Raw genomic sequence first — 22,796 nt, 5'->3', positions numbered from 1 at the left:
CTCCTTGTAGCTTGTAGCGATAACTCGCCATTTGCAGCCATGTGCTTCATGGCTCAACGCATCCTTATCGAAGAGCGCGGCCTACCTCGTCCGCCAACAGCGATAGCGTCAGCCCGTGATAATCGGAGCCGCCAACAGAACAAATCGCAGTCATAAGGGGCCAAGAGACCAGCCATGACTGAAACTAGTGGGCCAGAAACGTTCCACCAGAATCAGAACTGGCGACGGCGGCGGTTATTGCGGTCGTGGCGCCGGATTGAATAGCGGCATACACGAAATGGCCATATCGCTTTGGCAGCTTGGGCACCTCCGTTCCTTCGCCTCAGGCCGCAGCGACCTTTGCCTTGCGATTGGCCACCAATCGTCGATCGACCAGAGCTACGATGTCGTCAAGGGCTGGATGCGTCATTCCCTTCTGCCTGGCTGCAAGTTGGACGAGCTTGTCTGCACGCTCAATATTGATAGCGCCGTTGTTGAGCGCTCGGGCGGCCGACGCAGGCCGCGAGAGACTTGCAGCTGCCGCGGCGTATTTATTGAATGGTACTAACTGCTCGTGAGATGCGCCAAGCTCGATGCACACATCGACAACGAAATCGTAGATCGACCGCGATGCGGACAGGTCGCGATGCACGGCCTGCTGGGCGTTCTGCATTCCGTCTTCCGTGATGCAACGTTAGTTGCCGGCCATCAACATGGCCCACTTGGCCAGCGGGACGAAGATTGAATCGTGAAAGCTGCCCCACGCGCCCCACCGCGCTGTCGACGGCCCTGAGTCCCGAACCGTCGCCCTGGCCCCAGATCATACGTTCGTGATGGGTCGGCGATATCTTGCGACGACGCTGGATAAGGGTGCCATCCGCATCGAAGAGCAGCTGAGTGTTGTAGAGTGTTCCACCATCGCGTTCGTTGATGCCGATGGACACCACGATATTGGCTTGCCGGCAAGCCTCGCCGATCGCTGCCGTCGTCGGTGACGGCACCGTCACAGACTGCTCGAACAGCATGAGATTCTGACCGATCGCTTCAAATGGACGCTGTACGAACGAAAAATAGGGATAATAGGGCAGAATGGTTTCAGGAAAGGTCGCGAACTGCACGCCCTCTCGACCGAGCTCGACGATCTTCTGGACAATCTTCTCCGTCGTGCCTTCACGACTGTAGAGAACCGGGCTGATTTGCACGGTTGCTGCTTTGATGATGGTCATGGCTGTATCCTCTAAGTGACCGACGTTTATGTGTAGCTAGGAGGACCCGCCGCCTGGCTCAATTGCACCATGGTGTCGTCGGCCATTCTGCGCGGGCACCTCGCGCGTGAGCGCCGGCGCAACGAGGCGGCGGCGTGCGCCACTGAAGAGGGCCCAGTGAAACCAAGAAAGCGCCAACAGTCGCGATGACTCGATCCCAAGGTGTCGGCGACACCTTGGTCTGATTGAGGCGGAGCATGTGTGCGATCAATTGTGGGCTCATGAGTTGTGGCCGCTCGATAAGCACCTCGCGGGATCGGACCGACTAACGCGTCGTCCGCATGGTCGCGCGAAGGTGCGATGCGATGAAGCGCGCAATTCTCCACATACCGCGGTTCAGACCGCGGTCGATCTTGCGATTGGACCGGGAGAGAACGATGAATGAATTCAAACTGCTGATCGACGGCAAGTTAGTGGCTGGTGCAGCAACGCTCGACGTCATCAACCCAGCGAACGAGGAACTGCTTGCGGTTACTCCACGGGCTGATATCGCACAACTCGAAGAAGCGATGGCTGCTGCGAAAGCGGCGTTCCCCGCATGGTCAGCCAAGCCGGTTCGAGAGCGCGGCGCTCTTCTTGGGAGAGTGGCCGACGCGCTCGAAGCGCGAAAAGACGAGTTCGCACGATTGCTGACACTGGAGCAGGGCAAGCCACTGTCCGAAGCGGTATGGGAGATCACTTTCTCCACAGACATCATCCGTTATCACGCGGAGCTCGATCTGCCGTATGAAGTGTTGAAGGACAATGCGACACAGAAGATCGTGCGTCAGCGCATGCCGCTGGGCGTGGTCGCCGCGATTGTGCCATGGAACTTCCCGGTTGTTCTGCTGGTCCTCAAACTCGCGCCGGCGTTGCTCGCCGGCAACACGGTGGTCGCGAAGCCGGCTCCGACCACGCCTCTCACGACGCTTCTGTTCGGTGAAATCTGTGAGCAAGTTCTGCCGGCGGGTACCCTCAACATCATCGTGGATAACAATGATCTAGGTGGGACGTTATCAAGTCATCCTGATGTGGCGAAAGTTGCCTTCACTGGCTCGACCACGACCGGTAAGAAGGTGATGAGCGGCGCAACAAGCACTCTGAAGCGGTTGACCCTGGAGCTGGGTGGCAACGACGCCGCGATCGTGCTTGATGACGTCGACCCGGTCGAAGTAGCGCCCAAATTGTTTGTCGCGGCAATGATGAACGCCGGGCAGCTCTGCCTCGGAGCCAAGCGCATCTACGTCCATGATTCACAGTATGAGCGGATCTGCGAGGAACTCGGTTGCCTCGCACGCGAATTGGTGGTCGATGACGGATTGAAGCAGGGGACGCAGATGGGCCCGCTGCAGAACAGGGCGCAGTTTGAGAAAGTGAAGGGCTTCCTCGAAGACGCCAAACGGAACGGCAAGATCGTTGCGGGCGGCGAAGTACTCGGACGCAAGGGCTATTTCATTCAACCGACCATCGTCCGGGACATCGCCGACGATGCGCGACTGGTCACTGAAGAGCAGTTCGGCCCGGTCGTCCCGGTGCTGCGCTACTCTGAAGTTGATGACGCGATCGCTCGAGCCAACAACTCAGAGTATGGGCTCGCCGGAACGGTTTGGGGCAAGGATCTCGATCGGGCGTTCTACGTCGCAGCTAAAATCGAAACCGGGACTGTCTGGATCAACAAGTTTCTCGACGTGTCGCCCGATATTCCCTTTGGTGGCGCCAAGCAATCAGGCGTCGGCGAAGAATTGGGACGAGAAGGCCTCGAGGCGTACACTCAAGCCAAGATCATCAATATGGCGAAGTAGCGCTCGGGCATCCGCCTGACATGCGAAGAGTTGTGCGCGTCTCAAATGAGGAATGTCCGGCATCGCGGGAACGCCTGTTCTGACCGATGGCGGAAATTCACGCCGGATCATAGGAATGGAGCGATTGCGTTCTCATCGCCGGATGCATCGGAAAGAAAGCGCACAGCGGGGTAGTCGCTGTTAAGGCGCATTCTGGTTCAGGAGTAAGAATGATGGGTTATAGGATATTCCTCGCGGGTGCGTCAGGGGCCATCGGTAGGCGCCTGACGCCGCTCCTGCGCAGCGCGGGTCACTACGTTTGCGGTAGCACCAGGTCAGAAGCGAATGTCAACACACTGCGGTCGCTCGGGGCGGAACCGATCGTGGTCGACGTCTTCGACGCATCAGCTCTATCACGCGTCGTTGCATCGGCACGCCCGGATGTCGTGATCCATCAGCTCACCGACCTCCCGAAGGACCTCAATCCACGTGAGATGGGAGCAGCGATCGTTCGTACCGCCCGTATCCGTAGTGAAGGTACGCGCAATCTCGTCAGGGCGGCAATCGCGGTGGGCGCCCGCCGGATGGTGGCACAAAGCATCGCGTGGGCCTACGCGCCTGGGCTCCAGCCGCACGCGGAGACGGACGCGCTCGATGCTGGGGCCGAGGGAGAGAGCGGTATCAACCTGCAAGGGGTGATTGCCCTGGAGGATCTCATTTTGAAATCGCCGCCGCTCGAGGGCGTCGTCCTTCGCTATGGCCAGCTTTATGGTCCCGGAACCGCTTCGGACCGACCGTCGAATTCTGCGCCGGTTCATGTGGATGCGGCGGCCTATGCCGCCCTGCTCGCCATCGACCGCGGTGACTCCGGCATCTATAACATTGCGCAATCCAACAAATACGCGGCAACCGAAAAGGCACGCCTGCAGCTGGGTTGGACTCCTGATTTTCGTCTTCCGGCTTGACGATTTCGAGCGCGGTTCAGCTTACCAATCGGTGTTGTTTAAGTGCTCTGCCGCTTTCCAGCGTATCACTTAAGGCATTGGTCCCTAGCCGACCTCACCAGTTTGGTCACTACTGTTGCAAAAGTCGAAAGTTGCAGGGTTCAAGATTTTTCGCGAAAATACTGAGCAGCGAGCGATCGCTGATTCGTACGGCTTCAATCGCGTTACCGAAGTCGCCTACGAATTTTGCGCGAGGCCGCGAGGTCCCTCGCATCTTGTAGGCACGCCCACGGCCCGCAGAATTTTGGTCATCGGCGAAAATCGAGTTTTGCAACACAATCGACCCTTAACTGACTTCGGCCGAGTGCGGAGCGAGGTCTGCTTTCACAGAGATTGTGTTGCAAAACTCGTTTCTGACTTGGGGGCGAGCTTGGGCTTGGAGTTTCGGCGGTTTTTTTTGGTGCGGGTGTCGGCGGTTTCCGTTTTGCTGGTGGATTTCAGCACGCGACTGCCAGTTGTGGCGGGGGACGGCAGATTAGCTTGGCCAGCCGCCTCAGGTTCTGCGCGGTGGCTGTGAGCAGCACTTCGTCCCTGACGCCATTCAGGCCCCGCAGCCGAAGCCGGTCGAGCCTGAGAATGCGTTTCATATGAGCAAACCGCATCTCGACCTTTTTGCGCTCGCGGTGCGATTGCTCGAAGGCTTCCGTATTGACCAGCGCACGGACATGATCGCGCACATCTTCGTTGACGTCACGGGTAATTTTGCGCACGACCGCCGTCGTGCATTTGGGCTTCAAGGCGCAGCCAGAGCAATCGCTCTTGCTGGCCCCGTAGTAAACGATGTGACCTTGATCGATATTGCCGGTGCTGGTCAGTTCCGCGCCACCCGGGCAAACATAGACATTGCGCTTTTTGTCGAAGACGAAGTCCGCTCGGCTAAAGGTGCCATCGGGGCGTGCCGACTTGTCCCACACCGGAACGTGCGGCGTGATCTTGCGATCCACTAGCCATTTGAGCAATCTGACCGCGCCGTAAGCCGTGTCGCCTGCCAGTCTCTTGGGGCGCAGATCGAAGCGACGCTCAACACGGTCCACCATGATCTGGGTGACAGCAATCTCAACCGCACGGTTCGCGCGCGTGCCTACCGCATCGAGGATGATCCCGGCCTTGTTGTCGATCAGATAGTTCGCATCATAAGCAAAGAATGGATCCACGCCCAGCCTCGTAACCCATGTTGCTTGCGGATCGGTGAGCGAGACTTCCTTGGGAGGCTTGCGGCGACGGCTGCCTTCACTTGAACCACCGCCGTCTTCATCGCCGTCCTTATCGCTATTGGCGGCGTCAAGCGCTGCGATGTACTCGCGCACCGCATGGGATGCTTCCTCCGCCTTTGGCCAGGTAATAGGCTGGTCGCCGGGAAGTCGCCTAGTCTTGTTCACATCAGCCTTGATCAGGCTCGCATCGACTGAGAACGCTTCGCCTCCGACCAGCCCCGCCGAAATACACAGCGCCACTACACGTTCAAAAACCCGGCGTAAGGCATCGCTCTCACGGAAGCGTTCGCGCCGCGCCCGGCAAAACACCGAGTGATCAGGGATAGGATCCTCGATGCCGAGCTTGCAAACCATCTATAAGCCAGATTGACCTGGACCTCGGCGCAGAGCCGACGCTCGGAACGAAGTGCAAATACGTAGCCCAAGACCAGCATCCGGATCATGAGCACCGGATCAATCGAAGGCCGGCCAGTGTGGGAGTAGAATGGAGCGAGCTCGTTGTGCACCCAACTCAGGTCCAGAAAACCGTCGATTTGCCGTACCAGGTGATCAACCGGCACCACCTTGTCGAGATCAAAGGAGTAAAAGAACTGGCCCTGACCGCTCTCCTGCCGACCTAACATCCGCTGCTCCCGCAAATGCCGCCTCAAACCAACGGAATCACGGTTCGCGAGTCGTCTCAACCGGAGTTTTGCAACACAATCACAGAAGGACCGGACCAAGGCTGCCGGCTATCCTGACCCGTACCGGACCTGAGATAGTGATTTCCCTGCACTGCTACTCGCGATGCTTCGGCCACACTTTGCAGCGCCCGAACGCACTCCGGTGTGAGATCGCCGGCACTCTTCACGCCTAACAGATCGCCGGAAGCCGGAAGGATGGCTAAAAGCCGCGACATTTCCGATGTGGAAAACACGCGCCGAACCTGATAGTCGGGTTGGCGTAGCGCTCCTCAGGAGTGCCACACAAAATTATCCTCCGGACCGAAAAGTCCAAGAAAATCAACGCCCCATAGGATTGCCGACTCAGTTCAATCCTGTCTGGCAGCACCCCTAATTCGACAATTTAGCAGTTATTGTGCTTGGCGCTTAAAGGCTGCTGGAAGCACCGCGGAAGCACCAGCGTGTCCCCTTGAACTGACACCAGGCCCGTTCGATCCCAGACCAAGATCTTGATCCGCTCCGCTCGTTTCGATCGAAACACGAAGGCTGCGCCGCTGAACGGGTCGAAGCGAAGTATCCTCTGCACCTTCCCCGCAGTCCATCGTGACCACAGTTGAAATCGATCGGCCGCGCAGCGGTGTAAATCTTCAGATCAGCACGGGCGGTGATCATCGTCACGATCGCGGAGTCACCCCGGACAGGTGCTCGCAATCGTGATCCACCCTGTCCCAAGGCGTCCAATCGAGCACACGAAATCCTTGTCAGATGATAACTGATAAGGTTTGCGACCAAACCTTATCAGTCCGCATCCGACCGTCAGAGCATTTCTTATCCATCCTCTTTCAAGACCTCACATGCTTTCTCGATAGGCGTGCTCAGTAGGCGCGCGCGAAGTCACCCTCCTGCTTGATATCAGTGAACACAGGATAGCGCGGTTTCCAGGCCGTGCCCTTGGCCGTGGTCAGCTGGCTGAGCCGTTCGAGCACGTGGAGACCGTCCTTGCGCAGACTTGCAGACACCGCGGCGCGATCCGGAAAATTCTTTAGAACGGCGTCGAGCCAGATCGTGCGGCCCGCCAGGAAGCCGCTCGCCCCTGCAGCATAAGAGTAGTCGAGCACGCGTTCGAATTTCGCCGGCGCAGCGCCGCCCGACAGCAGCACCCAAGGAATGTTGCGCTCGCGGCAGATATCGCCGATTGCATCGAACTCCATCTGCGCGGCTCTGGCTGCCCCGCTGCCGTCACTGGCCGGCAGGCCGTTGGCCGCGACCGGGCTCTCCAGCTTGAGGAGATCGACGCCATATTCGGGCTTGGCAAACTCGCGCACGCTGTCGATGACCAGACCGGGAAGTTTGCCCGGCGATTCCACGTAATCAGCGGTGTGATCAACGCTGCCCAGGAACGGATAAACCAGCAGCTCGAGAACATAGGGAATGTCGTGGCGGGCGCAGTCCTCGCCGATCTCGCGCACGAACTTCTTCTGGTGTTCGTTCACCGCGGCATCGGCGTCTGGCCGGTACCAGGCCAGCACCTTGACCGCGTCACCGCCCATGGCGCGGATCTTCTCCACACTCCAGTTGGTGATGGCCCGCGACTTGCGACCGCCCGCGGTCTCCTCGACGCGGTGCTCTTCCAGCGTCATGATCAGGCCGCAGCGCGGCGGCAGCAGATCGATCGCGGCGGGCACGGCAAAGTTCGGGTCGAACAGCATCGAGCTGCAGTGCGGCGCGAGATTCTCGACCAGAAGACGCTTGGCCGCCGTGACGTCGGAATACTCGACCTGGTCCCGCGTGATGCCTTTTGCTTTCGCGATGGCATCGAACAAGGGCGGCCGCTGGTCCAGCGCGACCATTCGAAAATGGCCGTCCGCGTCAGCAAGCCGCGCCAGGCCGCGGTTCTTTCCAATCGTTCTCATGGCTTCGTCCTCATGAATGCAAGACACTCGTTGATGTCGGGGATTCCGTTGCGGCCGCCAGCGTGGCGGCATTTCATGGCGGCCGTCGCTGCCGAAAAAGCCACGGCGGCGCGCACGTCCAGGCCGGCGCCGATCGCCAACGCGTAGGCCCCGTGAAAAACATCGCCCGCGCCTGTGGTGTCGACGACCTCGACGGCGTAGGCGACCTGCCGCTGCAGCTGGCCGTTCTGGTACCAGCTCACGCCGCCCTCACCACGCGTGACGGCGATGACGCGGCAGCCGAAGCGAGCGAGGGCTGCGAGAGATTTATCATCGGCGGAGCCGGCAAAGGCGGTAAGCGCCGGCTCGGAGAAGATGGCGTGATCGGTTAAGGGCAGCAGCCGCTCGAACACTTCGGCATCGGCCATGTCGCCGTCGAGCACCGTCGGAACATCGCGCGAGCGCGCCTCGCGGAACAGCGTTGCGGCGCCCTCGACCCAGCGCGGGTCGGCCAGCACGGAGGATGCGCGGCCGACTGCTTCGAGCGGAAGCCAATCCGCGGATTCAGGAAAAAGGCCGCGGAAGTTCACGATCTGCCGCTCGCCGCTGCTGTCGACGATAATTCCGGAGACAGAGGAGCGGCCATCGGGAAACAGCCGGAAATTCTCGACGTCGACGCCTTCGGCGGCGAAGGCGGACTTCATCTCGTGGCCGGCGGCATCATTCCCTGCCCGCCCCCAGAACGCGACGGACGCGCCGAGCTTCGCCACCGCCACGCTCGCATTGGCGGCCATGCCGCCGCCCAGCGTGCCGTACGCGGCAGCTTTGATCTTCTCGCTTCCACCCGCGAACGGCCGATCGACGCGCCAAACCTGGTCAAGCGCAGAGAGCCCAAGGCAGATCACGTGCACGGGCCTGGCCTTGGACCCGACGTCCGCTAGCGCCAAGAGATCGCCGATGTTGGCTGACGTACTCACCGGAGGACCTGTCCGTTGGTGGCATCGAACAGATGCGTCTTGCCAGGCTGCGGGCGCAGCGCGAGGCGATCGCCGACTTTCGGTCGCAGCGACGGGTCGATCCGCGCGATCGCGGAGATACCGGCGAGATCAAAATGGATTAGCGTATCGGAGCCGAGCGGCTCGACCAGCTTGACCTCGATGGCAATGCCATCGGCAGCATTGGTGGCGACAGTGAAATGTTCGGGACGAATGCCGAGTAAGGCATTGCCGGCCCGTCGCAGACTACTCGCGGTCTCGCCGACCACCGGCACCGCCGTACCACCTTGCGAGAGGATTGCGCAGTCGTCGTGCCACTCGACCGCGAAGAAATTCATGGCGGGCGAGCCGATGAAGCCGGCGACGAACTGGTTGGCGGGTCGCTCGTAGACCGTCTCCGGCGTGTCGTATTGCTGGATCGTGCCGCTCTGGAGCACCACGATGCGGTCGGCCATGGTCATGGCCTCGATCTGGTCATGGGTGACAAAGACCATGGTGGTCTTCAACTGCTGCGAGAGTGCCTTGATCTCGGCCCGCACCTGCCCGCGCAGCTTGGCGTCGAGGTTGGACAGCGGCTCGTCGAACAGGAACGCCTTGGGATTGCGCACGATGGCGCGGCCCATGGCGACGCGCTGGCGCTGGCCACCGGACAGCTCCTTCGGCTTGCGGTCGAGATAAGGCTCGATGTGCAAAAGCGCGGCGGCGCGCTTCACCCGCGCGTCGATTTCCGCTTTCGGCGTTCCCCGCAGCTCCAGCGCAAACGACATGTTGTCGTAGACTCGCATGTGTGGATAGAGCGCGTAATCCTGGAACACCATCGCGATATCGCGCTGGGCCGCCTGCACGCCATTCACGCGCTTGTCGCCAATGTAAAGGTCTCCACCCGAAATAGGCTCGAGGCCCGCGATGATGCGCAGCAAGGTCGACTTGCCGCAGCCGGATGGGCCGACGAACACCACGAATTCATGGTCCGCAATCTCCAGATTGAGATCGGGGATCACGGTGAAATTACCGTAGCGCTTGGTGAGATTGCGGATCGAGATCGAGGCCATGATCGCTTAGTCCAGCGCCAGCACAGGCTTGATCAGCTCGCCGTTGGCGAACCGCGCGAAGTTTTCAGGGAGATCCGAAAGACCGAACTCGCCGTCAACGAGGACGCGGTATTCGTCCTTGTACTTGCGCAGCAGCTCGACATTCTGCTCGAAATCCGAGACCGGGAAGTAGAAGGTCCGGATCATGTAAAAATCCTTGCGGCGGAATACCTTGCCCTCCTCGATGGTCCATGGCGCGGCGTTCTCGCCGACCAGCACCAGCGCGCCGCGCGGCAAGACGAGCTCGATGCCGAGATTGCGCGCCGCATGGGCGCCCGAGCATTCCATGATGAGCGCGAAGCGCTTCGAGGTGTCGCCGACCGGGTGCGCCTTCGCGCAGAAGGACTGTGCGATCTTCAGCCGCGCCGCATTGGGATCGGCGACATGAATGTCGTTGTAGCCAAGCGCGCGAAGCGCCAGCACGACGCCGAGACCGACAGGCCCCGCCCCCATCACGAGGGCCGGACCGGCCTCGTTCGCCGGCACCACGCGGCTGACGAACCGTACGGCGTGACCGGATGTGCCGATGGTGTCGAGCAACAGCGGCGCGAGGCTGTCCTCGATATCATTGGGTACCGGCAGCAAGCAATTTTCCGGCACGGGCACGTATTCGGCATAGCCGCCCGGCCTGTTCCAGCCGATCAGGCTGGAGACCTCGAGGCACATCTGGGTATCGCCGCGCTTGCAGGCGGCACAGTGATCGCAGTGCAAGGGAATGTAGACGGCGCAGCGGCGGCCATGCAGACCGTGGCCTGGCTGCTCGACGACGCCAAAGATCTCGTGGCCGGCGGTGAACTCGGCGCCCTTGTGCCAGAGCTTGAAGTCTGAGCCGCACAGCGCCGTTCGCGAGACACGGACCAGCACCTCGCCGGCGCCGATCTCGGGCATCGCCACACGCTCGATGGTGATTCGGTCGCCGCCGTGGAAGACCGCGGCCTGCATGATCGAGTTCGAGCGGGGAAACATATTCATCAAATACCTAGCCTTTAACCGCGCCGAGCGTCAGTCCGGACACCAGCCAGCGCTGAACCAGGGCCGCCAGCACCAGCGGCGGCAATGCGATCAGCGTCGCCGCGGCCATGAGGGCGCCCCATTGCGTCGAGCCTTCGCCGATGAAGTTGAAGGCCGCCGCGATCAGCGTCTTGGTGTCGCCGTTGGAGAGCACCAGCGCAAACAGGAAGTAGTTCCACGAGAAGACGAAGGCGAGGATCGCGGAGACCGCGACGCCCGACGCCACCAGCGGCATCGCGATGCGCCAGAGAATGCGCGTGACGCTGCATCCATCGACTTGCGCAGCCTCGAAGACGCTGCGCGGGATGGCATCGAACGACGGCAGCAAGACCCAGATCACGATCGGCAGCGTGATGACGGCGTGGCTGAGGACTAACGCGGTGTAGGAGCCGATCATGCCGATTTGCCGGAACATGACGTACCACGGCAGCAGGAACAGCGTGCCGGGCGCCATGCGCGCCGCCAGCGTCAGGATTGCCGGCCACGTAATCCGGGTCCAGGAGACGGCGAAGGCGGCCGGAATGCCGAACAGCAACCCGAGCGAGGTCGAGCCGACGGTAACGATGAGGCTGTTGAGTGCATAACTCAGGAACGGAGTGGTCCTGGTCAGCTCGGCGTAATTCTCCAGCGTCGGTGTGAAGACCAGCGTCGGTGGATAGGCGGTGACCTCGAAGGACGGCTTGAACGAGGACAGCACCATCCAGACCGTCGGCGCCATGATGATGATGCCGGCGAGCACGAGCTGCACCGTGTTGAGCCAGCGGATCCAGCGGTCGGTGTTGGCGGCGTCGTTCATGACATCACCACGCCACTGCGCCGCGCAGGCGGTTGAAGGCGAGCACGGCGCCGAACACGATCGTCGTCAGTGTCAGCATCAGGGCGCTGGCATAGCCGATGTTGAAGAACTCGAAACCGACCCGGAACCCATAAATGTTGAGCGTGTTCGAGGCGTTGCCCGGGCCGCCTTGGGTCGTGATGTAGATGATGTCAAAGAAGCGCAGGAGATCGACGCTGCGCAGGATCGCGGCAGTGACAATGGTCGGCAGCAGCAGCGGCAGTGTGATGCGCTGAAACGTCTTGAATGGGGATGCGCCATCGATCTGGGCAGCCTCGTAGACACTCGGCGGCAGGGATTGCAGCCCACCCAGCACGATCAGAGCGACATAAGGCGTCCACTGCCAGCTGTCGATCAGCGCCACCGTCGGAATGACCAGGGACGGCGAGGCCAGCCAGTCCGACGGGGGCAGGCCGAACGACTGCAGGATATAGTTGGCGGCACCCAGCGAGGGATCGAGGATTACCAGCCACATCATGCCGGCGACCACCGGCGGCATCATGAACGGCGAAATGAACAACGAGCGCACGATGCCCGGTAGCCGCTTGGCGTGGAACAGCACCAACGCCAGCCAGACGCCGAAGACGAGTTGCAGCACTAGCGACAGCACGAAGAGGGCTATGGTGATCCACAGCCCGTGCCAGAATTCGTAATCGGAGATCAGCTTGGAATAATTGGCAAGCCCTGCAAAGGACTGCTTGCCGGTCGAGGAAAACGTCTGGAAGCCTAGCCAGATCGTATAGACGACCGGAAACGCGATCATCGCAACCGTGAAGATCACGGCCGGCGCCGAAAGCGCCGCCATTTCCAGCTTCTGCCGGTCCTGCGTGAGTGTCGCAGCCGAGTCAGACATCCGTTCGCGTCCTCAGGTGGGGGAAATGCCGGCATGCAGCGAGCCTGCCGGCATGAAGCCGTTACTTCTGGGCGATCAGCGCATCGAGCGCCTTGTCGGCATCCGCGCAGGCCTGGTCGATCGGCTTTTGCTTAAGGATCAGGTCCTGCACCGCCTGGCCGATGAACTCGCGCGATTCCGGATTGGCGACGATGGGATAGCCGACCTCGGAGGAACCCTTGGTGGCGAGCACGTCGAGAGCGGCCTGCCATTCCTTGCGCACCGGCTCCTCATCGATCCATTTGCGATACTCCGGATCCTTGGCGACCGATGGACGCGGCGGGGCAATGCCCTGGAGCGCCATCTTCTTCTGCACCTCGGGGCTGGTCGCCCACTGCACGAAATACCAGGCCGCATCCGGCTGCTTGCTGTGCGAGGATACCGCCATGCCCCAGCCGATCGTGGTCGGCACCTGGCCGGCCTCCCCCGCCGGGAACGGCAGAAGACCGGTGTCCTTCAACCGCGCGCCACCGTCCATGACGGTGCGAAGCTCGTTGGACGATTCGAACGCCATTGCGGCGCGGCCGCTGCGATAGAGTGCCGAAATCTGCTGGAAGCTGTAATTGACGACGCCAGGCGGACCGAAGTCGCGCAGCAGCCGGCTATAGGCTTCAAGCGCTTCCTTGCCCTTGGCGGAGCACAGGTTCGACTTTCCGTCGGCGATATAGGTGCCGCCGACATTGTGCAGCATGTTGCTGAAGGTGTAGGCGACCGCGGGCTTGAGGCCGCGCGAGACGAACGGCGTCACCGCGCTGTCGCAGGTCTTGATCTTTTCGGCGGCGGCTTCGACGTCCTTGATGGTCTTCGGCGCCTCGAGACCGCACTTCTTGAAAATGTCGGTGCGGTAATAGAAGATCGGCCCTTCGAGATTCATCGGCATGCTGGTGAGCTTGCCGTTGAAGGTCGCGGCCTTCAGCAGGGCCTGGCTGAGCCCGGCCGGATCGTAGTCCTTGGCCACCTCGTTCTTGGCCATCGTGGTGAGGTCGGCATACCAGCCGGCGGCGGCGAACTGCTCGCCCTCGCGCGAGGGCAGCGTCATGAACACGTCAACCTCATCGCTGTTCGCATTCATGACGGTCACCAGACGCTGGCGCATCTGCTGTTCCTGATAACCGTCGACCTTGAGGGTCATGCCGGTCAGCTTCTCGAAATCGACCTTGTAGGTCAGGAGCGCCTGCGCGACCGGATTGTTGTTGGCGAGAAAGGTGACGGTCTTGCCCTTGAACTTCATCCAGTCGAAATCGGCGGCGTGCGAGGGCGCGCCAACAGCGGCGATCGCGAGAACGGGCAACGCGAGATGCGTCGCGAGCATCCTGGCCTTCATTGGACTCTCCTCCCGGCTGGCCGCCTTAAGCTGGCGGACCATTTTGAACACGTTCGTGCACATCTGAAAACGGTTACAAAATAGACCTCACGCTCGCCGTGTCAAGCGATGGACAAACTGCGTGATCTGCGGCAAATACATGCGATTACCACCACCGCCTGGGTTTGCGGCGCAACATGTACCGTTACATTCATGGGCCTGACCGACGCCAAGTCTGTGAAACAAGGCATCCGCGCCGTAGCCGCCCGCGCCGGCGTCTCAACCGCATCGGTCTCTCGTGCCCTCAACAATCCGGATGCGGTGAGCCCATCTCTGCGCGTGCGCATCGAACAGGCGATTGACGCGCTCGGCTACATCCCGCATGCGCCCGCGCGCATCCTGTCCTCACGTCGCTCGCGCACTCTTGGCGCGATCGTGCCGACCATCGACAACACGATGTTCGCGCGCGGCATCGCTTCGCTGCAGCACTATCTGTCGTCGGTCGGATACATGCTGTTCCTCACGACGAGCGGCTACGATCTTGACGTCGAATTGCAGCAGGCGCGCAATCTGATCAGCCGCGGCGTCGACGGCCTGGTGCTGCGCGGCGACTGCCATCACGACGGCTTGCGCAAGCTGCTCGCGGACAACGCGGTGCCGTTCATCAATGTGGGCATATACCAGCCCGACCGGCCCTACCCTTGCGTCGGCACCGACAACGAAGCGGCCGCCCATCGCGCCGCCGCCCATGTCATCGAACTCGGCCATCGCCGCATCGGGATCGTCTCGGCTCTCCAGCGCAACAACGACCGTGCCAGCGCTCGCGTTGCCGGCTTTCGCCGCGCGCTGACCGAGAGCGGCCTCGAACTGCCGTCGCAATGGCATGTCGAGGTGCCCTATACGCTGGACGACGCCCGCGAAGCGGCGCGCTATCTCCTGGGGCTCAAGGATCGTCCCACAGCCGTAGTGTGCGGCAACGACGTCATCGCCTACGGCGTGCTGCTCGAGGCGGAACGCAGCGGCTTTTCGGTACCACGCGATCTGTCGGTCGTTGGGTTCGACGATCTCGACTGGAGCCGCCATCTGCGACCGAGCCTGACCACGATTCACGTTCCGACCGGAGAAACCTGGCAACGCGCTGGCGAATATCTGGTGCGCAGCCTCGCCGGCGAGCAGACCATCATGCACCGCGAGATCGACTTTTCACTGGTGGTCCGCGAGTCGACGGCGCCGCCTCCAAAATCCCTGAAGTGAGACAGTCCCGATGAGTTTGAATTTCTCTCTAGCCTCCGGCTTTCATGCCATCGTGATCGGGGGCGCCGGCGACATTGGCGCAGCAATCAGCAACCAGTTTTGCGATCTCGGCGCGACGGTGACCGCAACCGGCGCCAACGATGCCGATCTCGCCCGCACACTCCTCAAGCCGCGCGCGGGCCTCACGCTCGGGACGCTCGACGTCACCGATGATGCGGCCGTCAAATTCTTCGCCAACAAGTACAAGCGGGTCGACGCGCTCGTCAATTGCGCCGGGATTCTCGCCCGCGACAAAGAATTCGAGATCGAGACTTTCGTGAAGGTTCTCGATGTCAATCTCACCGGCACCTTCCGGACCTGCATGGCTTTTCGCGCGCTGCTTGCGGAGGCAAAGGGATCGATCGTCAACATCGCCTCGATGAACGCGGTTTTGGCGCTACCGCGTATCCCCGCCTATTGCGCCAGTAAGGGTGGCGTCGTGATGTTGACCAAGGCACTCGCCTTGAAGTGGGCCGAAGAGGGCATTCGCGTCAACGCAGTTGCGCCGGGCTATATCGAGACCGCGATCAACGCCGCCGGCCGGACTGATCTCGCGCATTACCAGCGCATCGCCGACCGCACCGCGTTCAAGCGGTGGGGACAGCCGGAAGATATTGCCGGCGCCGTCGCGTTCCTCTGCATGCCGGCGTCGCAATATGCGACCGGTACCGTCGTTGCTGTGGATGGCGGGTTTCTCGCAGGTTGACGTCGCGCGAGCACCGGCGGCTGGACATCAACGGATACGTCAAGCGGCGCATCGTCGGCTTCAAACCATCTCTGGAAGCGAGCGCCGGAGTTCCGAGGCGCGCAAGATGACGTCCTATGGCAACGACCAGCGGCAACCTTGCCGCGGTTGACTTGTTATAACATTTAGGAAAATGTCCTTACTAACCGGAAGTAAAAATCCGGATTTTCGGGAGGACCGCATGCCGTCATTCAAGCCGACGCGACGAACGCTACTCAAGACCGGAACCGCAGCCGCCGCCGTTGCGACGCTTGGTCCAGCCTTTCTCCGGCAAGCCGCAGCGCAGGACACCGACCTCGCGCCCTACAAATCCGCTCAGATCGACTGGCAGCAGGTATCCGGCGAGACCATCACGGTCGCCGTGATCCCGGCGAGCTACTTCGAAAACCTCATCACGCTTACGCCGCAGTTCAAGGCGCTGACCGGCATTGATGTCCGTTTCGAAAAGATTCCGCCGGCGCAGATCCGTCAGAAGAGCGTCATCGACCTGACCTCGAAGACCGGCACCTACGCGACCCATGCCGCGGACCCCATGTATTACTCGCTCTACGCCGCGAACAAATGGGTGGAGCCGCTTGACACCTATCTGAACGACAAGTCGCTGACCGACCAGGCATGGTTCAAGCTCGACGACATCATTCCGGCCTGGCGCAGCGCCAATGGCATCGACGGCAAGCTCTATGGCATGCCCTATGACGGCGAAGTCACCATTCAGGTTTATCGCAAGGATCTCTACGACGCGAAGGGTCTAAAGCCGGCCGACACGTTAGAGGCCTACATGTCCAACGCCGCGGCGCTGAACACGCCGAACGACCGCATCTGGGGCGCAGCGCTGCGCGGCGTCGCCGGTGCCGGCCAGAACATGTACATCTATCCGTCGATTTTTCGAGAGTTCGGCGGCGACTGGATGAAGGGCGGCAAGCTCACCGTCAATGGCCCCGAGGCCGAGGCGGCGCTCGCCTGGTACGTCGATATCATGAAGAAGTACGCGCCGACGGCGGCTGCGAATTGGAACTGGCCCGATATTGCCGACGCCTTCTCGCAAGGCACCGTCGCCAGCTACATCGACGCGCATTCCTCGGCCTCGGTCATCAACAATCCCGAGAAGTCCAAGGTCATCGGCAAGGTCGCCTTTGCGCGCTGGCCCAAGGGCCCATCGGGCACGCGCACCACCTCGATCTGGAACTGGGGTTTTCCAATCAGTTCCGCGCTGCCCGAGAAGAAGCGCAAGGCGACGTGGCTTTTCATTCAATGGGCCGCGAGCGCCGAGACCCAGGCGCGCACCGCGCATCGTTTTGCAGGCCCGACCAAGCGCTCCGGCGTCAACCGCACCTCGGTTTGGAAGGATCCGGAATACATCAAGCTCATGAAGGGCTTTGGCGAGAATTTCGTCGAAGCCACGATGGGCGCTCTGCAGGATGATACCGACGTCGACTGGCGCCCGCGCGTGCCACAATGGCCGGCGATCGGCGACACCATGGCAACCGCGATCCAGTCGGCCCTCTCCGGCCAAGCCACGATCAAGGCCGCATTGGACGATGCGCAGCGCCGCATCGAACCCATGATGCGCGGCTGAGCCATGGCGACGACAGCGGCGACATCGGCCGGGATCGCGAGTGAGGCGCCTCACAGCTATTTCGGGCGCGTCCTGGCGCAGCGCGAGCGCCGGTTTGCGGCAACCTTGCTTGCACCGGCGTTTCTGGCGCTGCTTGCCACGACAACGTTTCCGCTGCTCTTTCTGGTCTATACCAGCGCGTTCCGGATGGATCTGGCGATGCCGTTCACCAACGGCTTCGTCGGATTCGAGAACTACCAGGTGCTGCTCTCCGACGAGCGCTTCTGGACCTCGCTGCTGGTGAGCCTCGTCTATACCGGCTCCACGGTCGCGCTGCAGGTCATCATCGGCCTGGCGCTCGCGTTGCTCGTCATGGACATGAAGCGGGGCCAGGGCTGGTTCAGGGTCATCGCGATCTTGCCCGTCGTGCTGTCGCCTGCCGTCGTCGGCATGATCTGGCGCACCTTCATGCTGGCACCGGAATTCGGCATTATCGATTACCTCGCGATCAACGCCGGCCTCGGTAGCAAGAACTGGCTCGGCGATCCCACGCTTGCGATGGTCTCGGTGATCGCAATCCATACCTGGCAATGGACGCCGTTCGCGTTCATGGTGCTGCTGGCCTCGCTGGCCTCACTGCCCGAGGACATCTATGAGGCCGCGCGGCTCGATCGGGCCTCGGCCTGGCAGCGCTTCCGCCGCCTTACCCTGCCCTTGCTGCGGCCCGCGATCGTGATGGTCGTCATCATGCGGACGATGGTGGCGCTGACGGCGTTCGCGGCGATCTTCACCGTCACGGCCGGCGGGCCCGGGACCGCGACCGAGATCCTCAACCTCTACGCCTACAGGAAATCCTTCACTGAGTTATCAATCGGGTACGGTGCGGCGCTGGCGGTGGCGCTGCTGATCGTGACCATCATCATCTCCGGCATCCTGTTTGCTCTGCGGAGGGCAAAGTGACGGCAAAGCGCCTCCGCGCCATCGCCCTGCTCGCGATTTCCATGGTCTTCCTGCTGGCCTGGGCGTTCCCGATCATCTGGAGCGTGCTGAACTCGCTCAAGACCGATTCCGACGTACTCGCCTATCCGCCCAAGCTCGTTTTCTCGCCGACGCTGAAGGCCTATCGCGACGTGCTGTTCGGCTCCGGATCGATCCTCCCGAACCTCCTTTCGAGTGCCATCATCTCGGTCGGCACTACTATCGTGACCATGTTGATGGCGGTGCCTGCGGCCTATGCGCTGGCGCGGCTGCGCTTTCGCGGCAAGAAGTTCGCGGGCTTCTATGTCCTGGCGACACAGATGCTGCCGCCAGTCGGCATCATCATCCCCTATTTCTTGGTGCTGCGGAACATCGGCTGGATCGATACCTATCAGGGCATCATCCTGATCTACCTGTCGTTCTCCCTGCCTTTCGCGATCTGGCTGCTGGTATCCTATTTCGAGGACATTCCCTTCGAGATGGAGGAAGCCGCCTATCTCGACGGCGCCAGCAGGCTCAAGACGCTGTGGCGCATCATCATCCCGCAGGTCCGCGGCGGCATCGCCGTCACCGTCGTGTTCGTATTCCTCAATGCCTGGAACGAATTTCTGTTCGCGGTCGTGCTCAGCGGTAACACGGTGCGTCCGGTCACGGTCGCCATGTTCAACTTCGTCTCCGTCGAGCAGACGCTGTGGGCCAAGCTCGCAGCTGTCTCGGTCCTGGCCATGCTTCCTGTAGTCGTGCTCGGAGTAGTCGCGCAGAAGCACATCGTGAAGGGTCTGACGGTCGGTGCAGTCAAAGGCGGAGGGCGCCGATGAGCGGCCAGGGTCAGGTCAGTTTTCGCAACATCGTCAAGATGCACGGCGAGTTCGCCGCGCTCAAGGGCGTCAATTTCGAAATCAAGCCGGGCGAGTTTTTTGCCCTGCTCGGCCCGTCCGGCTCCGGCAAGAGCACGACGCTGCGCATCCTTGCCGGTCTCGATGCGCCGACCGCCGGCCGAGTGCTGATCGACGACAAGGACGTCACCTCGACTGACGCGCGCGATCGTGACATCGCCATGGTGTTTCAAAGCTACGCGCTCTATCCGCACATGACCGTCGCCGAGAACATCGCCTTCCCACTCGAGATGGCCAGGCTTCCGAAGGCCGAGATTGCTTCCGCCGTGCACGAAGCAGCAAGAAAAGTGAAGATCGACCACCTTCTGGACCGGAAGCCGGGCCAGCTCTCGGGCGGTCAGCAGCAGCGCTGCGCACTCGCCCGCGCGATCGTGCGCAAGGCGCGCTTGTTCCTGCTCGACGAACCCCTCTCCAACCTTGACGCCAAGCTTCGGCTGGAGACCCGGGCCGAATTAAAGAAGTTGCAGCGCTCCCTGGGCGTCACCGCGGTCTACGTCACCCATGACCAGGAAGAGGCCATGACGCTGGCCGACCGCATGGCGGTGTTCATGTCAGGCGAGATCCAGCAGATCGGCACGCCCGCAGAAGTGTTCGCGCGCCCGAACTCGATTGATATCGCCGGCTTCATCGGCAATCCCCCGATGAACCTCGTCCCCGCCCGCTATGTCGACGGCGACGTGATCATTGCCGGGCATCGTCTCAAGACGACCACCACAACCGCGGGCGAGCGTGATGTGGTGGTCGGGTTTCGTCCCGGCGCCCTGCGCATGACGGAGGGCGGACTCGGCGCGCGCGTCGACCTGATCGAGGACCTCGGAGATACCGCCGTGCTCGACCTCGACTGCGCCGGCATCATGATCCGCATGCGCGTCAGCAACGGCAACATCCCCGGCGAAGGCGAGACCATCTCGATCACCACCCGTCCCCAGGACATTCACTTGTTCGATCCCACGACCCGCATGCGGCTCTGACACCATGGCTGTTCAAACCCACAAGAAGAAGTCCGCTCCGCTCGGCAGCGATGTCGCGGAAGGCTCGACGCCCCTGCACGTCCAGATTCGCGAGTCCATTCGCAGTCAGGTTCGGGACGGCAAGCTGATCGACGCCACCGGCCGCCTGATGACCGAGGCCGAGCTCGGCCGTCATTTCAGCGTCAGCCGCATCACCATCCGCAATGCCATCGCGCCGCTGGTGAACGAAGGCATGTTCGACCGCTCACGCGGCCGCGGCACTTTTCTGCGCTCGAACCAGCCCGAAAACTGGGTCGGCCACCTCATGGGTTTTTCGGAAACCATCCGCGACGCTGGCTATCAGGCCGGTGCAAAGATCCTGCAGCAGGGTATGACCAACCGCCATGATCCCGCCGTTCGCGAGCAGCTGCGTGAGCGCGCCGTCTGGCAACTTAGGCGTCTGCGGTTCGCGGATGACACACCGATCGCGATCGAGCACGCCTTCTATCCGCCGGACATCGGTCTCGAGCTCGAGAAACGGGATCTGATATCGATCATTATGTATCGCGTTTTCGAGGACGAACTCGGCTTCGCCATCAAGGACGCGCAGCAGACCATCAGCGCCGATCTCGCTGATGCCAGCAGCGCAAAACTGCTCGGCGTGAAGGTCGGATCGCCCCTGCTCGCGATCGAGCGCGTCACCTTCAGCAAGGACGGACGGGCGCTGGAGCTTCTCCGCGCCGTTTATCTGCCGAAATATTTCCGCCTGAGCATCAGCCTGACGCGCCGCCACTAAGATCGCCACACGCCAAAAAACGAGGACACAAACATGCCGAATGGCGCAAAAACTTCCGAGAGCCCCAACATCCTGCTCATCCTCAACGACGACATGGGCTTTTCGGACATTGGCTGTTACGGCGGCGAGATCCAGACGCCGAACCTCGATCGTCTTGCGGCGAACGGGCTGCGTTACTCTCAGTTCTACAACACCGCGCGCTGCAGCCCGTCTCGCGCCTCGCTGCTGACCGGCCTGCATCCGCACCAGACCGGCATCGGCATCCTCACCTACAGCAACGGTCCGGAAGGCTATGCCGGCAATCTGAACAAGAGTTGCGTGACGATCGCCGAAGCGCTCAAGAGCAGGAATTATACGAGCTATCTCAGCGGCAAGTGGCATATCGCCAGCAGCCTCACCGAGCCGACCGACGCCTGGCCGATGCAGCGCGGCTTCGACCATTTCTATGGCACCATCATCGGTGCCGGCAGCTTCTATCACCCGAATACGCTAACCCGCGGCAACGACAATATCGAACACGAGCCGGTTAAGGACCCGTCGTTCTTCTATACGGATGCGATCAGCGACCAGGCGGCCACCTTCATCCGTCAGCACAGGGCGGAAAAGCCCGGCGCGCCGTTCTTCCAGTACGTCGCCTATACCGCCCCGCACTGGCCGCTCCACGCCCATGACGAGGACATAGCAAAATACAAGGGCCGCTTCGACGCCGGCTGGGACAAGCTGCGCGAGGAGCGCCTCAAGCGCCTCGTGGAGGACGGCATCATCCATCCGAACTGGCGCCTCACCGATCGTGATCCGACCCAGCCAGCGTGGACCGACGCCGAGCAGCGCGAATGGACGCTGCGCTGCATGGAGGTGTACGCGGCCCAGATCGACCGGATGGACCAGGGCATCGGGCGTATCCTGAAGGCGCTGGAAGAAACCGGCCAGATGGACAACACCCTGATCATCTTCCTCTCGGACAACGGCGCCTGCGCCGAGGACATTCCGGAAGGCGTCACTGCGAAGGAGCTGGTCGACCAGCTCATGATCGCGCAGGCAAAGACCCGCGACGGCAGGCCGGTGCGCTTCGGCAACGATCCAAGCCTTATGCCCGGCGGCGAGGACACTTACCAGAGCTACGGCACCGCCTGGGCCAATCTCTCCAACACCCCATTCCGGCTCTACAAGCACTGGGTTCACGAGGGCGGTATCGCCACGCCGTTCATTGTGCACTGGCCGCGCGGCATCTCCGAAAAGGGCGGCCTGCGGCACAATCCAAGCCAGCTCACCGACGTGATGGCGACCATTCTTGACGTCACCGGTGCCACCTACCCCAGTGAATACAACGGCAACACTATTTTGCCCTGCGAGGGCGAGAGCCTGGTGCCATCATTCGGGGCAGCTTATGGCAATCGGGGCCCGCTGTTCTGGGAGCACGAAGGCAATGCAGCTGTGCGCACCGGCAAGTGGAAGCTGGTGCGGAAATATCCTGGCCCTTGGGAACTCTACGACATGGAAACCGACCGCACCGAGATGAACGATCTGGCCGCGCAACATCCGGATCGCGTCCGCGAGATGACGGCGCAGTATCAGCAATGGGCCAATCGTTGCGGCGTGATCCCGCGCGAGAAGATTCTCGAATTGATGAAGGCGGAAGGCGGCACGGCCTTCTGGGAAGAAGAGAAGCAGGAATAGCAC

Annotated in this window: 18 protein-coding genes and 3 pseudogenes; 10 read left to right on the top strand and 11 right to left on the bottom strand. The window is 61.6% G+C overall.

Annotated elements, in window-relative coordinates; all coding sequences use genetic code 11:
* Positions 1-322: 322 nt before the first annotated feature.
* Positions 323-733: pseudogene (locus AC0L23_RS32060) on the bottom strand (hypothetical protein); the annotation flags it as partial.
* Between the two features lie 64 nt (positions 734-797).
* Positions 798-1,205 (bottom strand): annotated as a pseudogene (locus tag AC0L23_RS32055) (nitrilase-related carbon-nitrogen hydrolase); the annotation flags it as partial.
* A 416-nt stretch (positions 1,206-1,621) separates the two neighbouring features.
* Here AC0L23_RS32055 and AC0L23_RS32050 point away from each other — a divergent pair.
* A complete protein-coding gene (locus AC0L23_RS32050) occupies positions 1,622-3,025 on the top strand; it encodes an aldehyde dehydrogenase family protein (protein WP_473357892.1) in 1,404 nt (467 codons plus the stop codon).
* A gap of 209 nt (positions 3,026-3,234) precedes the next feature.
* Positions 3,235-3,969, top strand: a complete 735-nt coding sequence (locus AC0L23_RS32045; RefSeq protein ID WP_473357891.1) for an NAD-dependent epimerase/dehydratase family protein — start codon at positions 3,235-3,237, stop codon at positions 3,967-3,969.
* Between the two features lie 476 nt (positions 3,970-4,445).
* Here AC0L23_RS32045 and AC0L23_RS32040 read toward each other — a convergent pair.
* From AC0L23_RS32040 to AC0L23_RS32000, 9 genes and pseudogenes are all read right to left on the bottom strand, one after another.
* Positions 4,446-5,845, bottom strand: a pseudogene (locus AC0L23_RS32040) (IS1182 family transposase).
* A gap of 442 nt (positions 5,846-6,287) precedes the next feature.
* Positions 6,288-6,470, bottom strand: coding sequence for an IS66 family insertion sequence element accessory protein TnpB (tnpB, locus tag AC0L23_RS32035; RefSeq protein WP_473357890.1), 183 nt, complete (start codon positions 6,468-6,470; stop codon positions 6,288-6,290).
* A 289-nt stretch (positions 6,471-6,759) separates the two neighbouring features.
* Entirely contained in the window at positions 6,760-7,797 is a 1,038-nt protein-coding gene (locus AC0L23_RS32030; RefSeq protein ID WP_473357889.1) for a tagatose 1,6-diphosphate aldolase, read from the bottom strand.
* Positions 7,794-8,753: a sugar kinase gene (locus AC0L23_RS32025; RefSeq protein ID WP_473357888.1), complete on the bottom strand. Its 960-nt coding sequence runs from the start codon at positions 8,751-8,753 to the stop codon at positions 7,794-7,796. Before AC0L23_RS32025 ends, AC0L23_RS32030 begins: the two co-directional genes overlap by 4 nt.
* Positions 8,750-9,823 (bottom strand): ABC transporter ATP-binding protein, encoded by a 1,074-nt coding sequence (locus AC0L23_RS32020; protein WP_473357887.1) that lies wholly within the window; start codon positions 9,821-9,823, stop codon positions 8,750-8,752. Before AC0L23_RS32020 ends, AC0L23_RS32025 begins: the two co-directional genes overlap by 4 nt.
* A 6-nt stretch (positions 9,824-9,829) precedes the next feature.
* Positions 9,830-10,834 (bottom strand): zinc-dependent alcohol dehydrogenase family protein, encoded by a 1,005-nt coding sequence (locus tag AC0L23_RS32015; protein WP_473357886.1) that lies wholly within the window; start codon positions 10,832-10,834, stop codon positions 9,830-9,832.
* A gap of 7 nt (positions 10,835-10,841) precedes the next feature.
* A complete protein-coding gene (locus AC0L23_RS32010; protein ID WP_473357885.1) occupies positions 10,842-11,669 on the bottom strand; it encodes a carbohydrate ABC transporter permease in 828 nt (275 codons plus the stop codon).
* A gap of 4 nt (positions 11,670-11,673) precedes the next feature.
* Positions 11,674-12,561, bottom strand: a complete 888-nt coding sequence (locus AC0L23_RS32005; protein ID WP_473357884.1) for a carbohydrate ABC transporter permease — start codon at positions 12,559-12,561, stop codon at positions 11,674-11,676.
* A gap of 61 nt (positions 12,562-12,622) precedes the next feature.
* Positions 12,623-13,924, bottom strand: coding sequence for an ABC transporter substrate-binding protein (locus tag AC0L23_RS32000; protein WP_473357883.1), 1,302 nt, complete (start codon positions 13,922-13,924; stop codon positions 12,623-12,625).
* Between the two features lie 192 nt (positions 13,925-14,116).
* Between AC0L23_RS32000 and AC0L23_RS31995 the strand changes: the two genes are divergently transcribed.
* The 8 genes from AC0L23_RS31995 to AC0L23_RS31960 all read left to right on the top strand — a co-directional run bounded on the left by AC0L23_RS31995 (position 14,117) and on the right by AC0L23_RS31960 (position 22,793).
* On the top strand, positions 14,117-15,157 hold the full coding sequence (locus tag AC0L23_RS31995; protein ID WP_473357882.1) for a LacI family DNA-binding transcriptional regulator: 1,041 nt from the start codon (positions 14,117-14,119) through the stop codon (positions 15,155-15,157).
* 10 nt (positions 15,158-15,167) lie between these two features.
* Complete coding sequence (locus tag AC0L23_RS31990; protein ID WP_027519174.1) at positions 15,168-15,902, top strand: SDR family NAD(P)-dependent oxidoreductase; 735 nt, start codon at positions 15,168-15,170, stop codon at positions 15,900-15,902.
* A 220-nt stretch (positions 15,903-16,122) separates the two neighbouring features.
* Positions 16,123-17,517 (top strand): ABC transporter substrate-binding protein, encoded by a 1,395-nt coding sequence (locus AC0L23_RS31985; protein WP_473357881.1) that lies wholly within the window; start codon positions 16,123-16,125, stop codon positions 17,515-17,517.
* A 3-nt stretch (positions 17,518-17,520) separates the two neighbouring features.
* Positions 17,521-18,456: a carbohydrate ABC transporter permease gene (locus AC0L23_RS31980; RefSeq protein ID WP_473357880.1), complete on the top strand. Its 936-nt coding sequence runs from the start codon at positions 17,521-17,523 to the stop codon at positions 18,454-18,456.
* Entirely contained in the window at positions 18,453-19,292 is an 840-nt protein-coding gene (locus AC0L23_RS31975) for a carbohydrate ABC transporter permease (RefSeq protein WP_473357879.1), read from the top strand. The genes AC0L23_RS31980 and AC0L23_RS31975 overlap by 4 nt, the downstream gene beginning before the upstream one ends.
* Positions 19,289-20,341 carry an ABC transporter ATP-binding protein gene (locus AC0L23_RS31970; RefSeq protein WP_473357878.1) on the top strand — a complete coding sequence of 351 codons (1,053 nt, stop codon included), beginning with the start codon at positions 19,289-19,291 and terminating at the stop codon, positions 20,339-20,341. The genes AC0L23_RS31975 and AC0L23_RS31970 overlap by 4 nt, the downstream gene beginning before the upstream one ends.
* 4 nt (positions 20,342-20,345) lie before the next feature.
* On the top strand, positions 20,346-21,116 hold the full coding sequence (locus AC0L23_RS31965) for a GntR family transcriptional regulator (protein ID WP_354208840.1): 771 nt from the start codon (positions 20,346-20,348) through the stop codon (positions 21,114-21,116).
* A 33-nt stretch (positions 21,117-21,149) separates the two neighbouring features.
* Positions 21,150-22,793, top strand: a complete 1,644-nt coding sequence (locus tag AC0L23_RS31960; protein ID WP_473357877.1) for an arylsulfatase — start codon at positions 21,150-21,152, stop codon at positions 22,791-22,793.
* Positions 22,794-22,796 lie beyond the last annotated feature (3 nt).

Source organism: Bradyrhizobium sp. MI1.4 (assembly GCF_055811315.1).
This window is presented reverse-complemented; position numbering and strand designations above follow the sequence as displayed.

Excerpts from the sequence above, each read along its gene's own strand:
- AC0L23_RS32030 (WP_473357889.1), bottom strand. The coding sequence starts at position 7,797 with ATGAGAACGATTGGAAAGAACCGCGGCCTGGCGCGGCTTGCTGACGCG.
- AC0L23_RS31990 (WP_027519174.1), top strand. The coding sequence starts at position 15,168 with ATGAGTTTGAATTTCTCTCTAGCCTCCGGCTTTCATGCCATCGTGATC.
- AC0L23_RS31980 (WP_473357880.1), top strand. The coding sequence starts at position 17,521 with ATGGCGACGACAGCGGCGACATCGGCCGGGATCGCGAGTGAGGCGCCT.
- AC0L23_RS31995 (WP_473357882.1), top strand. The coding sequence starts at position 14,117 with ATGGGCCTGACCGACGCCAAGTCTGTGAAACAAGGCATCCGCGCCGTA.
- AC0L23_RS31985 (WP_473357881.1), top strand. The coding sequence starts at position 16,123 with ATGCCGTCATTCAAGCCGACGCGACGAACGCTACTCAAGACCGGAACC.
- AC0L23_RS31965 (WP_354208840.1), top strand. The coding sequence starts at position 20,346 with ATGGCTGTTCAAACCCACAAGAAGAAGTCCGCTCCGCTCGGCAGCGAT.
- AC0L23_RS32020 (WP_473357887.1), bottom strand. The coding sequence starts at position 9,823 with ATGGCCTCGATCTCGATCCGCAATCTCACCAAGCGCTACGGTAATTTC.
- AC0L23_RS32050 (WP_473357892.1), top strand. The coding sequence starts at position 1,622 with ATGAATGAATTCAAACTGCTGATCGACGGCAAGTTAGTGGCTGGTGCA.
- AC0L23_RS31970 (WP_473357878.1), top strand. The coding sequence starts at position 19,289 with ATGAGCGGCCAGGGTCAGGTCAGTTTTCGCAACATCGTCAAGATGCAC.
- AC0L23_RS32005 (WP_473357884.1), bottom strand. The coding sequence starts at position 12,561 with ATGTCTGACTCGGCTGCGACACTCACGCAGGACCGGCAGAAGCTGGAA.
- AC0L23_RS32045 (WP_473357891.1), top strand. The coding sequence starts at position 3,235 with ATGATGGGTTATAGGATATTCCTCGCGGGTGCGTCAGGGGCCATCGGT.
- AC0L23_RS32000 (WP_473357883.1), bottom strand. The coding sequence starts at position 13,924 with ATGAAGGCCAGGATGCTCGCGACGCATCTCGCGTTGCCCGTTCTCGCG.
- AC0L23_RS31960 (WP_473357877.1), top strand. The coding sequence starts at position 21,150 with ATGCCGAATGGCGCAAAAACTTCCGAGAGCCCCAACATCCTGCTCATC.
- AC0L23_RS32015 (WP_473357886.1), bottom strand. The coding sequence starts at position 10,834 with ATGAATATGTTTCCCCGCTCGAACTCGATCATGCAGGCCGCGGTCTTC.
- AC0L23_RS32010 (WP_473357885.1), bottom strand. The coding sequence starts at position 11,669 with ATGAACGACGCCGCCAACACCGACCGCTGGATCCGCTGGCTCAACACG.